At 44.0% G+C, this 15,055-nt stretch carries 9 protein-coding genes, 1 riboswitch and 1 other annotated feature; all 9 genes read left to right on the forward strand.

Features of this window, described 5'->3' with window-relative positions:
- Positions 1 to 110 precede the first annotated feature (110 nt).
- Positions 111 to 217, forward strand: a riboswitch (SAM riboswitch).
- A 172-nt stretch (positions 218 to 389) separates the two neighbouring features.
- The 9 genes from metA to GT589_RS09040 all read left to right on the forward strand — a co-directional run bounded on the left by metA (position 390) and on the right by GT589_RS09040 (position 15,015).
- Entirely contained in the window at positions 390 to 1,295 is a 906-nt protein-coding gene (gene metA / locus GT589_RS09000; RefSeq protein ID WP_293398347.1) for a homoserine O-acetyltransferase MetA, read from the forward strand.
- A gap of 135 nt (positions 1,296 to 1,430) precedes the next feature.
- Positions 1,431 to 2,642: an aspartate kinase gene (locus tag GT589_RS09005; RefSeq protein WP_293398348.1), complete on the forward strand. Its 1,212-nt coding sequence runs from the start codon at positions 1,431 to 1,433 to the stop codon at positions 2,640 to 2,642.
- A 39-nt stretch (positions 2,643 to 2,681) separates the two neighbouring features.
- Positions 2,682 to 3,965 (forward strand): homoserine dehydrogenase, encoded by a 1,284-nt coding sequence (locus GT589_RS09010; RefSeq protein WP_293398349.1) that lies wholly within the window; start codon positions 2,682 to 2,684, stop codon positions 3,963 to 3,965.
- Between the two features lie 148 nt (positions 3,966 to 4,113).
- The gene (locus GT589_RS09015) at positions 4,114 to 9,021 is read left to right on the forward strand and encodes a cytidyltransferase (protein ID WP_293398350.1); all 4,908 of its coding nucleotides are present in this window, start codon (positions 4,114 to 4,116) and stop codon (positions 9,019 to 9,021) included.
- A 20-nt stretch (positions 9,022 to 9,041) separates the two neighbouring features.
- Positions 9,042 to 10,292: a lactate dehydrogenase gene (locus GT589_RS09020; protein ID WP_293398351.1), complete on the forward strand. Its 1,251-nt coding sequence runs from the start codon at positions 9,042 to 9,044 to the stop codon at positions 10,290 to 10,292.
- A 66-nt stretch (positions 10,293 to 10,358) separates the two neighbouring features.
- Positions 10,359 to 11,417 carry a flavodoxin family protein gene (locus tag GT589_RS09025; RefSeq protein WP_293398352.1) on the forward strand — a complete coding sequence of 353 codons (1,059 nt, stop codon included), beginning with the start codon at positions 10,359 to 10,361 and terminating at the stop codon, positions 11,415 to 11,417.
- 143 nt (positions 11,418 to 11,560) lie between these two features.
- Positions 11,561 to 11,816 (forward strand) — a binding site (T-box leader).
- An 81-nt stretch (positions 11,817 to 11,897) separates the two neighbouring features.
- Positions 11,898 to 12,422: a tryptophan transporter gene (locus GT589_RS09030; RefSeq protein WP_293398353.1), complete on the forward strand. Its 525-nt coding sequence runs from the start codon at positions 11,898 to 11,900 to the stop codon at positions 12,420 to 12,422.
- Between the two features lie 165 nt (positions 12,423 to 12,587).
- A complete protein-coding gene (locus tag GT589_RS09035) occupies positions 12,588 to 13,805 on the forward strand; it encodes a GspE/PulE family protein (RefSeq protein WP_293398354.1) in 1,218 nt (405 codons plus the stop codon).
- A 4-nt stretch (positions 13,806 to 13,809) separates the two neighbouring features.
- A complete protein-coding gene (locus GT589_RS09040) occupies positions 13,810 to 15,015 on the forward strand; it encodes a type II secretion system F family protein (protein ID WP_293398355.1) in 1,206 nt (401 codons plus the stop codon).
- Positions 15,016 to 15,055: the final 40 nt, after the last annotated feature.

The following is a 15,055-nucleotide window of genomic DNA, read 5'->3' on the forward strand; positions in this document are numbered from 1 at the left end:
TTGCGCACAAGTGTTTTCGCAGAAAATATAAGAAATGGAAGCAAAAAATATTGACATGAGGTCAAAACACAATTATACTAGGATAAATAAAAATTAATAGCGATAACCAATTCTTATCAAGAGAGGCGGAGGGACAGGCCCTATGAAGCCCGGCAACAGCCAGCATAGCTGGAAATGTGCTAATTCCTGCAGTGTTTATTTTACTGGAAGATGAGAAAAAGGTTTTTATACATGGATAATTGAATCTGCAAATATGGCAGAGTGTTAATTAGTGTATAAACGGCCAATTCTGACTTTCAGAGTTGGTTTTTTTATTGCCTTTTTTAGAGCAGGCTTCTTGGGGGATAACAAATACAAATATAACAGCAAAAATAAAGGAGATGTATGATATGCCAATAATAATACCAGAAGGGCTTCCAGCCCAGAAGATACTTGAAGAAGAAAATGTGTTTGTGATGAACGAACAGAGGGCCTATACGCAGGACATAAGGCCCCTTAGAATAGTTGTGCTAAACCTGATGCCCACAAAGATTCAGACTGAAACGCAGTTTGTAAGACTGCTCAGCAACAGCCCACTGCAGGTCGAGCTCACACTGCTTCACCCTGAGAGCCATGAGTCAAAGAACACCTCAAAGGAGCACCTTGACGCGTTCTATCACACCTTCGACGAGATAAAAGACCAGAAATTCGACGGCATGATAATAACAGGAGCTCCCATAGAGCACCTTGATTTCGAAGAAGTGACATATTGGGAAGAGCTCAAAAGGATAATGGACTATTCAAAGCGCAATGTAACGTCAACACTCCACATATGCTGGGGGGCGCAGGCGGGGCTGTACCATCATTATGGAGTTCCAAAGCATCCGCTTGACAAAAAAATGTTTGGAGTATTCGAGCATTCGGTCGTTGACAATAACAGCATTCTCACAAGGGGATTCGACGACGAGTTCTATGTGCCGCAGTCAAGACATACGGAGGTTAGGAAAGAGGACATCGAGAAGGTGGAAGCTTTAAAAATTGTAAGCGAATCTGAGGATTCGGGTATCTATATAGTTGAAAGTGCGGACAACAAGCAGATATTTGTCACAGGACACTCGGAATATGATCCGTGCACGCTGAAGGGAGAGTATGACAGGGACGTATCTAAGGGGCTTGAAATAGAAATTCCAAGGAACTACTTCAAGGACAACGATCCGTCGAATCAGCCTGTTGTAAGATGGAGATCGCATGCAAACCTGCTCTTTTCCAACTGGCTTAACTACTATGTTTATCAGGAAACTCCGTATGTACTTTAAAAATACCACAATTCCAATGTTTTTTTGAAAATTGACCTTTACAAAAGCGATTTATGTGATAGAATGTGTCTATAGAAAAAACAGATGTACGCGAAATAAAAACAACATTTTGAAATTGTGTTTAGGGGGATATTCATGAAGGAGATTATAGTACAAAAATTCGGAGGCTCATCAGTAGGGGACATAGAAAAAATAAAAAACGTGGCCAGGAGAGTAATCGATACCAAAAGCAAGGGCTATGATGTGATTGTGACTGTTTCAGCTATGGGGGACACTACAGACGAGCTTATTGAAAAGGCTTTGATGATTTCGTCTAATCCTTCAAACAGGGAAATGGACATGCTGCTTTCCACAGGTGAGCAGGTATCTGTGGCTCTTCTTGCTATGGCAATTCAGTCAATGGGGCACGATGTAGTATCGCTTACAGGGGCACAGTGTGGAATAATCACGGACTCAAGTCATAAAAAGGCTAGAATAAACAACATAGACACAAAAAGGCTTCACAAGGAGCTCTCAGAAGGCAAGATTATAATAGTTGCAGGCTTCCAGGGGATTAATGAAAATCAGGACATAACAACACTTGGCAGAGGCGGCTCGGATACTACTGCGGTTGCTATAGCAGCGGCGATTGGTGCTGCAAAGTGTGAAATATATACGGATGTCGAGGGCGTTTATACAGCCGATCCAAGAAAGGTTCAGTCAGCCAGACTTATGAAAAGAATATCGTATGACGAGATGCTTGAACTTGCGGAGCTCGGAGCGGGGGTACTCCATCCGAGATCTGTGGAGCTCGCGCGCAAATTCAATGTTCCGCTTGTTGTAAGATCAAGCTTTGCCGACAGCGAGGGTACGGAGATTGTCAACATGGATCAGATTGAAAAGGTTGCCATAAGGGGAATATCGCTAGACGACGACATAGCAAAGGTGTCCGTGCTCGAGGTGCCTGACAGGCCAGGAATAGCCTTTAAGCTTTTCTCGATGCTTTCGCTCAATAACATTAATGTGGACATGATAATTCAGAATGTCAACAGACTCTCTGTCAACGACATATCGTTTACCATAAAAAAAGATGATCTGCCGGATTTTCTGAAAATATCCGAGAATATAAAAGAGACAATCGGCGCGGAAAGAGTGACTTATGACGATTCGGTAGCTAAGCTTTCAATTGTGGGAGCAGGTCTTGCAGGAAGCACGGAAGTTATGTCCAAGTTCTTCGAAGCGCTTTATGAGCTTGGAATAAACATACAGATGATAAGCACTTCCTCGATAAAGATTTCATGCATAATAGACAGAGAAAACGCCGAAAACGGAATGTCCAAGCTGCACGAAAAATTCCAGCTTAGCTAGATTTGAATATATAAATATAAAGGATAAGGGGCCGATAAGATGGAGAGCATAAAGATAGGGCTTTTGGGCTTTGGAACTGTTGGTTCGGGAGTCTACAGCATATTAGAGGACAACAAGGATAAGATAGAATCTCACATACAAAAAAAGCTTCAGATAAAAAAGATACTTGTCAGGGATATTGGCAAGCAAAGGAATGTAAGTGTGCCAGCAGAGCTGTTCACAACTGACGTAGCAGAAGTGATAGACGATCCTGAAATAGACATAGTTGTGGAGCTTATGGGCGGAATTGAGCCTGCCGGGGGATATATAAGGACGGCGATTGAAAATAAAAAACACATAGTAACTGCTAACAAGGCGCTCATTGCAACGCAAGGCGATGAAATATACAATCTGGCCTGCAAAAACGGTGTCGAGTTGAGGTATGAAGCCAGCGTTGGCGGTGGAATACCGATAATAAGCACTCTCACTCAAAGCCTTGCAGCAAACAATGTGGATGAGATATGCGGCATAATAAACGGTACTACCAACTTCATACTTACTCAGATGGACGAGCAGGGAATGGAATTTGAAGAGGCATTAAAGCTCGCGCAGGAACGGGGCTTTGCAGAAGCTGACCCTACTTCTGACATTGAAGGCGAGGATGTTGCCTTCAAGCTGGCCATACTCATAGAAGTCGCATTCGGCATAAAGCTTTCGCCATCAGAGATTCCAAGGGAAGGGATAACAAAGATATCCAAAAGGGATATCGAATTTGCAAAGGAGCTGGGCTACAAGATAAAGCTTGTGGCTGCGGCAAGAAGAAAAGGAAACAGCCTTGAGTACCATGTACAGCCTTCATTCCTGCCTTTGGCGAATCCGCTGGCATCTGTCAACAATGAGTTCAATGCTGTGCTTGTGAAGGGCAATGCAGTTGGAGAGCTTCTTCTGTACGGCAAAGGCGCAGGTTCGACTCCAACAGGAAGCGCTGTGCTGGGAGACATACTTGAGATATCAAAAATTATAGGTACAGACTACAAGGCTGGAGCTCCTCTTAGAAACGAGAACAAGGGCTTCAAGCTTGAGGGTGAAGGAGTATCAGCATATTACGTCCATATGAGCGCTAAGGACAAACCGGGAGTTCTGGGAAGGATAACTTCTGCATTCGGCAAGTACGAGGTCAGCCTCAGGTCCGTGATACAAAGGTCAAGGGGAGAGGATACAGTGCCTCTTGTTTTCATAACACATGAGACTGAAAGAGCAAGGCTTGATTCGGCGCTTAAGGAAATAGAGCTCAGCAATGATGTGTCAAAAATTGAAAGCGTACTGAGAGTTGAAAAAAAATAGGTATAATTTTAACCGCATGGCATCATGCGGTTTTGTTTTGCTTTCAAAGGTTTTCCAAACAGTATAAAATGGGTATAAGATTATTTTGACAAGACATAGAAAATGGCGGCTATGCTGCTTAATATGAATAGAGTCTGGAGGAATTTGAATGCAAAGGGCACAAAAGGGCGTTACAGATGAAATTCTCCAAAATATAAAAAACAGGCTGGGAGAAGAGAGATTTTTGAAAAGAGAAATTCTCTCGCAAATACCGCACGAGGAGTTCAGCATTAAATCGAAACTCATAAATGACTTTTTATGCGGAGATGAGTTTGAAAAAGGAACAAAAAAGCTGATTGAAAAAAGGGAATTTTCGTGCAAAAAAATGCTGGATATATTAAGACCGCTGATGGACGAGATGGCCCGCGGCAAGGAGCCTGAGGACTGGCTGAATTACTCTTACCAGTATTTGCTGGACAAGTCGTTCCCTGAGTCTGTCGAGCTGAAGCTTTCAAAAGATATTGAGGGGCCTACACTTTTATATCTGGAATTTTGCAGGATAATGAATGGGGAGCAGAAAAAGACGGATGACTGCACATGGCAAAGCAGGTATCCCCTTGAATTCCTGACTGACGCCGAAATCAGAGGACTTGAGGATTTCGGAGAGTACGAAAGGCTCAAGGAGGCATTCGCCAAGGAACACATTTATGAGCTGATGAAGCTAAATCAGGAGATAACAGAATATAACAACCTCGACCACATATGCGGTGTTCACTTCCTTGCCCTTTTTGTAGGAAGACAGTTCAAAAGCGCAGGCATACCAGTGGATCTGGGAAGGGTCTCGGGAGCGGGGCTAGGACACGACATAGGAAAATACGGCTGCAAGACGGCCGAGCTAAAGCGTGTCCCATACCTGCACTATTATTACACCGACCAGTGGTTCAAAAAGCATGACATATCATATATAGGCAATGTGGCGCTCAACCATTCTGTATGGGATCTTGAGCTTGAAAACCTTTCGCTTGAGTCTCTTATACTCATATACTCGGACTTCAGGGTCAAAAACAATGCAAACGGAGAAATGCACATATACAGCCTCAAGGAATCCTTCGACGTTATACTCGATAAGCTTGACAATGTAGACGACATAAAGCGCAGAAGATATCTCAAGGTTTACAACAAGATAAGGGATTTTGAGGATTTCATGCTAGACATAGGCATACAGGTAGTTCCCACAAAAGGGGAAGTCGCATATTCAGTGCCAATCAAAAAGTATTATGCCCTGATGAAGGGGAGCGACGTGGTGGAAAATTTCAAGTACCTTGCGGTCAGCCATAATATCAACCTAATGCACAGGCTTAGGAATGAGCTCTCACTCAACCAGATAATAGAACTTGCAAGAAGCGAGCGTGACTGGAACAACCTTCGCAAGTATCTCGAGATATTCGAGGAATATTCGACATACCTCACGCAAAGACAAAAGTATATCACAATGAGATTCCTGTATGAAAAGCTCGTACACCCCGAGGACGACATAAGAAGGCGCTGCGGCGAAATAATAGGCAAGCTTATAGCCAACTTTGACGAGGAGTATAGGAAGGATGTGCCGGATGATGTAAAGCTTGAGTCGCCAGAGATGACAAGCTATCAGGTGCTTGACAGGTTCATGAAGCTATTTTTATATCCGGACCACAATATAATAAGAATCCACCAGCAGTGGATAGGAGAAGCGCTGAGCATTATGCTGCAGGCCGTGTTCAGGAATTCAAAAGCCAAGAGTAATGACGGCTTGGTTGAGGTTCTATCCTCCTATTATAAAAAAGGAGAAGGCTACAATGACAGCATGCATCTTTATCTTTTAAGAAGTCTGCAGTTCATACCATTTTCAGGCGAGTGGGCCCAAGCAGATATTTTCCTTAAATACCTGGAAGATACAATCTCAAGCAGCGAGCAGACTGTAAGGCTTCTGGCGTACGAAGTGCTCGGCGATATGTGCAAGGCCGGAAAGCTTCAAGATGACTATATTGAGCTAATGGCTGCGAGCCTGATTGAAAAAGAGAGCATACTTGAAGACAAATACGAAAAATGGGCCCTCAGAAATCTCATAATGGGACTGAAAAAAGGTGAAGCTACATTTGATAAATTAGAGCTGGAGCAGACAGAGATATCGGAAATATTCCTGAGCAACTTCAAGAACACCACGAGCTGGGTTGTTAAAAGGAGCAATATTGAGATGCTGCTTGACTATTCGCTTTCCAATCTCCAAAGCTACGGCCTGTACACGGCGCTTCATTTTTGCAACCTTCTCAAGGTCAGCCCGAATGAGAGCACCAGGCTAAAATCAGGAGAGGCTCTGCTCAAGATGTTCCCGCTGCTTCCTCAGGAACAGGGATACGACGTGGCTATAGAACTTTTCAGGTCGCTGGAGATAGAGGAATATCAGTTCACCAAGTATATACCGCACTATCTTGGCCAGATTCTAATGTATCTTTCTCCTGAAAACATGGAGAGCTTAACCGACGATCTGAACGAGAAGATGAAAAGGTCTGGAGCGAGGGTTAATTCTCTCCTGCTTAGGACAATAGGTGTCTGCATAGCAAACTATGCAAACTACAAGGCTTATTTCGGCGAAAAGAGCGAAAGGTATGAAAAGAGGTTTGCAAAGAAGCTTGGAATACTGCTTAGCGGGCTTGCACACAATGACAACCAGGTCAAGCAGATGGCATTCAGCGTTATAGGCAGCGAGATTTTCGGCAATCCGGACATTGAGCTGGAGCACAAGTGCGACATATTCGCCCTTATTGCAAAGAAGATATTGACGCTTATTGCGGCCGAAAAGCAGGAAGAGCTGACATTTCTCAACAACTCTGCGGTCCTCAACAACATATACAGGTTCATATCGGACTACATGTTCATAAACGGCGACATTCAGCTTAAATCTCCGGAAAAAGTTGCGTTTTTCCCTGGCACTTTTGATCCGTTTTCTCTTAGCCACAGGGAGATAGTCAGGGCCATAAGGAAGAAGGGTTTCGAGGTGTATCTGGCTGTCGACGAATTTTCATGGTCGAAAAGCACTCAGCCAAACATGATAAGAAGAAACATAATGAACATGTCGATAGCTGATGAGCTCAGCGTATACATCTACCCCGAGGATTTTCCTGTGAATCTTACCAATCCAAGGGACCTCAAGGTTCTTAGGCAAAATTTCAAGAGGCATGACGTGCATATAGTTGTGGGCAGCGATGTCGTTCTCAACGCCACCGCATACAGGGCCCCGGTAACTGAAAACTCCATACAGACATTTCCTCACGTTGTATTTGAGAGAAGGAGCCATTTTGAGACGGAGGATACAGACAAGGTGCTTGACAAGGCGCTTGAAAACATAAAGGCCCCGATAATAAAGCTGTTCCTGCCCCCGAGGTATGAGGATGTGAGCTCCACGAGGATAAGGAATTACATTGACGAAAACCGTGACATATCAAAGCTGGTAGACCCGATGGTGCAAAGATATATATACGACAACGGTCTCTACAGGAGAGAGCCGTCTTATAAGTCGCTTATTCAAAAGCTCCAGTTTGACATTGAGATAGTTTCTGACATCAGGGATTCGCTTATAGAGAATCTAGCGCTCAACTTCCACCATGAGGAGTACAACAGCGCACTCGAGAAGCTCCAGGAGTTTTCTGAAAAGCCGCTTGCCAGCATACTGATAGTAAAGGATAACCAGAAAAACAACAAGATAATAGGTTATTCCGCATTCAACTGGCTAGCGTCCAGCCAGATATTCAATGAATTCAAGGACAGCCAGATATCAGAATCTGTCAGAGAGAATTATACAGGCAGGATTATACTCGTTAGCGGCATTTTCATAGACAGAAACTGCGGAATAGAAAATTTAAACCAGATAATTCTTACCGAGACGCTGTCCTACTGCATATCCAGGGATTACGGTTACGCAGTATATATAAACAACATTGACATGGAACAGGACGAGGAGCTGTACGAAACGCTTCAGCTGCAGGGCTTTACAAAGCAAAGGTGCACACATGAAAAAAGAGGCGTGTTTGCGGTCAATATGAGCAGACCGTGCAGCCTGTATCTTGATATAAGAAGCATAATGAAATACCCCTTCCGCGACAATCCTCTTGTTGTAAATCAGATTAATATTGCAAGAAAAAGGCTGCAGAAGGCGCTTGCGGAGCTTTATCCCGGGAACCTTGTGCTGTCCTTTGACAGAAGGCTCATGGAAGAGACTCTCATGAAGAAGATATGCAGAGAAAACGGGGTGCCGACAACGCCCTTGAATCCAAGGCGGCTAGGCGACTCAATGTGCGTTCCGTTTGGAAATGTGCTAAACAGACTGACCATTCCAAATACTGTTACAAAGGCTCTCCATACCGAGAAGATATTTGAAAGGGACATGTCGTCATTCCGGATAGAACAGTTTCCTCACTATCTTAATCTTGAAAACCAGATAAAGATGATTAAGTCCTTCAATCGTCCTGTAATACTAATTGATGACATTCTAAACAAAGGCTACAGGATAAAAGTGCTTGATCCGCTGCTCAAAAAAGAGGGCGTGCAGGTCAAGAAGATAATAGTAGGAATGCTATCGGGCAGAGGCAAGGAGTTAATGGATATACAGGGCAGGGCTGTCGACAGCGCATACTTCATACCTAACCTTAGAATCTGGTTCACAGAACAGCTGCTGTATCCGTTTATGGGCGGAGACGCCCTGTGGAGGGAGTACAGTCCAAAGAGCAATATTATACCGTCGCTGAATATGATACTTCCATACGCATATCCAAGCTTCATAAGAGGGGCTTCGAGGGAGAGCATATTCGAGCTTTCGAAGGTATGCCTTGAAAATTCAATGGATATTTTCAGAGTGCTCGAAAGCGAGTATGAAAACATAAATGAGAGGAATCTGACTCTGGGTCTGCTAGGAGAGGTGTTTTTATACCCTAGATGCCCTGAGTTTGGAAAAGATGTCAGGTACGATTTGAACATGAATCCGTCCTCGTTCCTTGAGGATCAGATGGAATACCTGAAAAGACTCGAGGCGGGATTCAAATAGCATTTTGGAGGCTAGATATTATGAATATCAACTTTTACAGATTAAACGATAGAATGCTTATATCAAAAGAAGAAATTGAGGGTTTGCCAGTTCTTAGCAGGGAAGAAGCCGCTTCATTTGCGGGCATCGCATGCTACGCAGACTCTCTGGAAAAGGGACTGTCAAGGAAGACCTTCTCCGTATCGGATGCATCCCTTCTTGAGCTTGAAAAAGAAGGCATTGAACTTTTAAAGACGAGCAAGGCTGCCAGCTCAGAAATAGATGATATAATACTTCGTAAAATAGGCGAAGGAAAACTCATGTATGTCAACACAGCATATCCGGACTGGAAGGAAGCCTGCAGTGAAAGACTCCCCAAAAGCTGGAGAATAAATGTTGTCGGAATGGGCGATGTGGGAGGCATGCTAATTACGGGGCTGAGGCTTCTTGGCGGGGACGCCGTGGAGAGCATCGGCATATACGACAGAGATGAGAGCAAGATGCAAAGGTGGCTGTTAGAAGCCGGCCAGATATACTCGCAGTTTGACGGCAGGAAGTACCCCCCTGTCAGAAAACTCGGCGAGGATGATTTGTTTGACTGCGACATGATAGCATTTTGCATATCGGTGGGAGTGCCACCTGTAGGGCAGGAGGGCAAGGATGTAAGAATGGTCCAGTTCGAGCAGAACTCCAAAATAATAAGCGAGTACGGAAGGATGGCATGCAAGGCTGGCTTTAAGGGAATATTCGCAGTAGTCTCAGATCCGGTGGATCCACTTTGCAAAGCGCTCTACATTGCCAGCAACAAGGGAGAAGACGGCGATATGCACTACCGGGGTCTGTCGCCGGAGCAGATAAGAGGCTATGGCCTTGGAGTTATGAATGCAAGGGCTGTCTACTATTCTATGCAGGATGAGAGGCTTGCAGGATACAATGAGCACGGCAGGGCTTTTGGGCCTCATGGGGAGGGTCTTGTGATTGCCAACAGCGTAAGCGAGTATGATGATGTACTCTCGCAGGAGCTTACGCATAAGGCCAAGCACGCAAACATCGAGGTCAGAAATACGGGTTTCAAGCCGTATATAGCTCCGGCGCTATCTTCAGGCGCGCTTTCGCTGCTTGCAACCATAAAGGGAGAATGGCACTACAGCTCGACATACATGGGCGGTGTATTCATAGGAGCCAAAAACAGGCTTACGGAATCGGGAACAGATATCGAAAGGCTCGATTTGGACGATAAGCTCTTTGAAAGGCTAAAAGAGACATATGAACATCTCAAAGCAATAATATAGACAGGGGCGCAGCAGTGGCGGCCATAACAGCCACTGCTGCCCGTTGTACCTGAGGGGGGAACGGAGATGGAAAATATATATGTTTTGTGTGCGGACGGTCACTCGGAACAGCTCGCTAACATGATAGGGGCTGTTACAGCAAGCAGCAAGCGGGTATACGTGCATGATGCTAGACGCGCCGGCGAACTCGCCGGAAAGAGGCTGTTATTTGCCGCTGAAACAAACGAAATAGGAGTAGACATGAATCTGCTGCAGCTGCTGCTGGAAATACGAGCCGCCAACCCACGTGCATTTGAGGGGGCTGTTGGGGCTCTGATTGTTCACAGCAAAAGCGAATTATATACAAAAAGCTGCGCCACGCATCTGATGTTTGTGGCTAACCAGCTGGGCTGCGCATTCATTGGGCACCCACTTGCAGAGGCCGTGGGAGGGCTCAAGAACTTTTCGACCTGGAAGAAAGTATACAAGGATAGTACTCTTGGCGAAATATGTATAATGCAATGCGAAAAACTTGGGAACAGGCTAATGGAATACAAGCCGGCAAGGGTTGAATCGCCGAAAATCACAGTGCTCCATTCAAGCTCGAGAAAAACATCCAATACACTGATGCTCTGGAACATGGTCGAAGAGAATCTTGTGAGTTTGGGCTGTTCGGTAAGGCAAATACATGTAGAGAATGAGAATCTCACTGACTGCAGAGGCTGCTCTTTCAAACTGTGCATGCACTATGGAGAGCAAAAAAGCTGTTTTTACGGAGGGCTTGTTGTGCAGGAGGTGTTTCCGGCCGTAGAGGAATGCGACGCACTTGTGTTGCTATGTCCCAATTACAACGACTCAATAGCTGCAAACCTTATGGCGGTAATAAACAGGCTTACGGCCCTCTACAGGCAAATGAGCTTTTATGATAAAGCTCTGTTTGGAGTCGTGGTTTCTGGCAATTCTGGAAATGATACGGTGGCAAGACAGCTCCTTGGAGCACTGAATATAAACAAGGGCTTCAGGCTCCCGCCTGAATTTGCCTTGATGGAGATTGCCAATGATCCTGGAAGCATTAAAAGAGTGCAGGATATAAAGGAAAAGGCCAGAATATTTGCAGAGAGAATAGTCGCAGAGACTAAAAAATAGATGGAAATTCGAGGCATGTGTCGAAAGCATATCAATATATTTTTATGACAAATAAAATGCGCGATATAAAAAAATAATAATATTATTGACAGTAAAAATATGGTCTGTTATCATGTGTATAACAGTTAAATATAGTTTTGAAAATAAATTCTAAGAGCAGGAAGAGTAGTCAGAATTTTCTATAAACAGCGAGTCGGGGTTGGTGGAAGCCGATTTTAGAGTATCTGGTGAATGGGCCTGTGAGAAGCAGGGTGAAATCTTTTGAGAGTATCCTAAGCCGGGAGTCCCCCGTTACAGGGACAGGATATCGGGAGAAATCTCCGTATCTAGAAGAGATGGAAGGCATTTAGCCTTCTAACTTGGGTGGCACCGCGAAGAGCATGGTTCTTCGTCCCATATATCATATGGGATGATGGACCATTTTTTTATTTTCAAAACAGACAACAAATTCTATAAATACAAAAATATGGAGGGGTTATCATGAATTTAAGAAAAAATGTTCTTACAGCGCTTTTGTTAGCAATAGGTTTTATACTGCACCAGATAGTGCCGGGAGCTTTAGGGGCCATGAAATTTGACATAATGCTTGCGATGATATTTGTAGCAATATTTATAAACAGTGATGTGAAAAACGTAGTGCTTGCAGCTTTGATGGGTGGAATTATAACAGCGCTTACTACCACATTCCCTGGCGGACAGCTTCCTAACATAATAGACAAGATAGTGACATGTGCGGCCGTATATGCAATGATTAAAGTAGCTCTAAGCTTTATGCCGGAATTGAATCAAGTTGCAGTAATAGTTATATCGTTTGTTGGAACCATAATAAGCGGAGCCGTATTCCTCTACTCTGCACTTTTGATAGTTGGACTTCCTGCACCTTTCACAGCTCTTTTTATGGGAATAGTCCTTCCTACAGCAGTAGCAAATGTATTCGTGACCATAGTAATATATAATGCAGTGAAGATGGCTCTGAAGGCATCTGGATTTTCGATGGCCAGGTAGCAACCGGTATTGCGACTAATAAAATTATCAATATAATCTATAAAGACCTCTGGATTTTAAATCTGGAGGTCTTTTTGTGTTAGTTGCGCTGGACAAAGGGTAATAATAGATCAATGCATATGGAATGTATTTACAAGAATAAATATGCACAAAGGAGTTGGTGTTGTGAACAGTAGTGATGCGAACTTCTATGCAATTGAAAATATGGATGTGTCATCTGTAACATATGCGGTAGAGTTTGTTGACGCACTTATAATGTGCGGCATATCAAGCCGGGCAAGCGACATACATATACACCCAGGGAAAAATCACACGCAAATAAAGCTCAGGATAGACGGAAAACTACTTGGGGGGCCGAAGATAAGTAAAGACAGACACGAGAGCATAATATCCAGACTAAAAGTCATATCGGGCATGAATATTTCCGAAAAGAGAATTCCTCAGGATGGGAGACTCGTAAAATCGGTGGGCGAGAGTGAATACGATCTTAGGACAGCCACAATTGCTACTGTTTTTGGCGAAAAGGCAGTGATTAGGATACTTGAAAAGGATGATTTCAGGTTCAGCATTAGAAATATCGGGATGACAGCTGACGACGTGGATAAAATCTCAAGCTGCATTTCCGGCACAGGGGGTATGGTGCTTATAAGCGGACCGACTGGATCAGGCAAGACTACAACGCTGTATTCTATATTGAATTTCATCAAAAGAGATTCAAAAAATATAATAACGGTTGAGGATCCAGTGGAGTATACAATCGGCGAAGTATCTCAGATACAAGTGAACAGACAAATAGGTCTGGACTTTGCCAAAGGGCTGCGCGCAGCATTGCGCCATGATCCTGACGTTATAATGATTGGTGAAATACGTGATAACGAGACAGCGAGCATAGCGATGAGAGCGGCAATAACTGGACACTTGGTGCTTAGCACCATTCACACCAATGATTCAGCAAGCACTATAACCAGGCTTTTGAATATGGGGATTCCACCTTATATAATTTCAGCAGCACTTAAGTGTGTAATATCGCAGAGGCTTCTAAGGGTGCTTTGCAAATCATGCAAAAACATCTGCAGCTCGACGGTTGCTGAAAAAACAGCGCTCTATATGGCGGGGTACAAAACGGAAGATTTTTACTCGGCTGTAGGCTGCAGGCGCTGCGCAGGAACAGGATATTACGGCAGAACGGGTGTGTATGAGGTGCTTTGTATTGACAGAGAGCTGAGCGATGCAATAATACAGGGCCAGTCTCAACAGAAGATAAGAGATATTGCAAATAGGAAGGGCATGTCAACGATGCTGGAAAATGCTGCAAGGCTTGTTGTTGATGGAACAACATCTGCGGAGGAAATATCGCAGCTTCTGGTGGGAGAATACTTGTAAGGATGTGATTAGAATAAAGCTTTTTGCATATATAGGTATGGACGACAAGCAAATTTACAGTTGCGGAATTATGCGGGCAGCCAGCAAAAATCAAGCCTTAAGGAGCCTTTCTGAAAGCGGCATATATGCAATTTGGACAGGCGGGCTCCAGCTGCCAAGCAGCATTATTTCGCCTGCCTCAAATAAAAATCACATTGTGATATCGGAGTTTTTTGAACATCTTCACTTTCTTACTTGCGCGGGCATTAGCATAACTGATTCACTTAGCATCATAGACGGAGCGGGAGGGCATGTGAGCAAATATTCAAGGGCTATTTCGTCAAATATAAACAAAGGCGTTTCTGTTTCGGAAGCAATGAAGCAGGCGGACACCTACTTTCCGAATTTGGTCGTAGAGGTTATGGATTGCGCAGAAAAAAGCGGGCGAATTGAAGGTGTATGCAAAAAACTGGCTGACTATTACTACAGCATTTACAGCATCAAGAGAGAGATAAAATCAGCGCTTGCATATCCCATGTTGGTGTTGTTTTTTTGTTTTTTTTCAGTAGGGTTTATAACGGTCTTTGTGATGCCAAGTCTGGCTGATTTGCTTAATGCAAGCGATGCAGACTTAGAGGGCGCAAGCGGAATTATAATTGGAGCATCAAGCGTCATAAGCGAAAACATGCATACAATATTGGCTGGCGCGGCAGGTGTTTTTTTTGTTGCCTTATGCATATTCAGGGCTTATGCAAAAAATGGCGGAGTCTGGCGCTTGCTTTCAAAAATGCCGCACATTGGGAAAGTCAGAAGAAATGCCGTATCATCAATGTTTGCGGGATTGCTTTCAATGTGCATGGAGAGCGGGATACCGATATACAGCGCTGTTGAAATGGCGAGCAGCGCTCTCAACTGCAGCGAATACAGGAAAAGCATGCTGAAAATGCAGGAGTCTATTACTGCAGGGGAGTGTGTGTCGACAGCCGTTTCAAGAGCGGGATTTTTTTCGGATGAGTTTGCGATGATGGTTAAAATTGGGGAGGCATCGGGTGATATGTCGGGAATACTTCACAAAATCGCATGCTATTTCGAAAAGCAAGTAGAATCCTCTGTGAAAAGGGCGGTATCCCTTATAGGTCCTCTGCTTATTATGGGGGTAACCGTAATAATAGGTTTGCTCTCGTATGTTGTTATGACGCCGATGCTAAGAATTGCAAACAGCATTATATAAAAAGTTGATTTGACAATATGAATGAAATAGGAGGTAAATG

Origin of the sequence: Peptoclostridium sp. (genome assembly GCF_009881055.1) — a bacterium.
Lineage (GTDB): Bacteria > Bacillota > Clostridia > Peptostreptococcales > Peptostreptococcaceae > Peptoclostridium_A.

Coding starts and splice junctions, on each gene's coding strand:
- GT589_RS09005 (WP_293398348.1), top strand. CDS start 1,431: ATGAAGGAGATTATAGTACAAAAATTCGGAGGCTCATCAGTAGGGGAC.
- GT589_RS09030 (WP_293398353.1), top strand. CDS start 11,898: ATGAATTTAAGAAAAAATGTTCTTACAGCGCTTTTGTTAGCAATAGGT.
- GT589_RS09020 (WP_293398351.1), top strand. CDS start 9,042: ATGAATATCAACTTTTACAGATTAAACGATAGAATGCTTATATCAAAA.
- metA (WP_293398347.1), top strand. CDS start 390: ATGCCAATAATAATACCAGAAGGGCTTCCAGCCCAGAAGATACTTGAA.
- GT589_RS09010 (WP_293398349.1), top strand. CDS start 2,682: ATGGAGAGCATAAAGATAGGGCTTTTGGGCTTTGGAACTGTTGGTTCG.
- GT589_RS09015 (WP_293398350.1), top strand. CDS start 4,114: ATGCAAAGGGCACAAAAGGGCGTTACAGATGAAATTCTCCAAAATATA.
- GT589_RS09025 (WP_293398352.1), top strand. CDS start 10,359: ATGGAAAATATATATGTTTTGTGTGCGGACGGTCACTCGGAACAGCTC.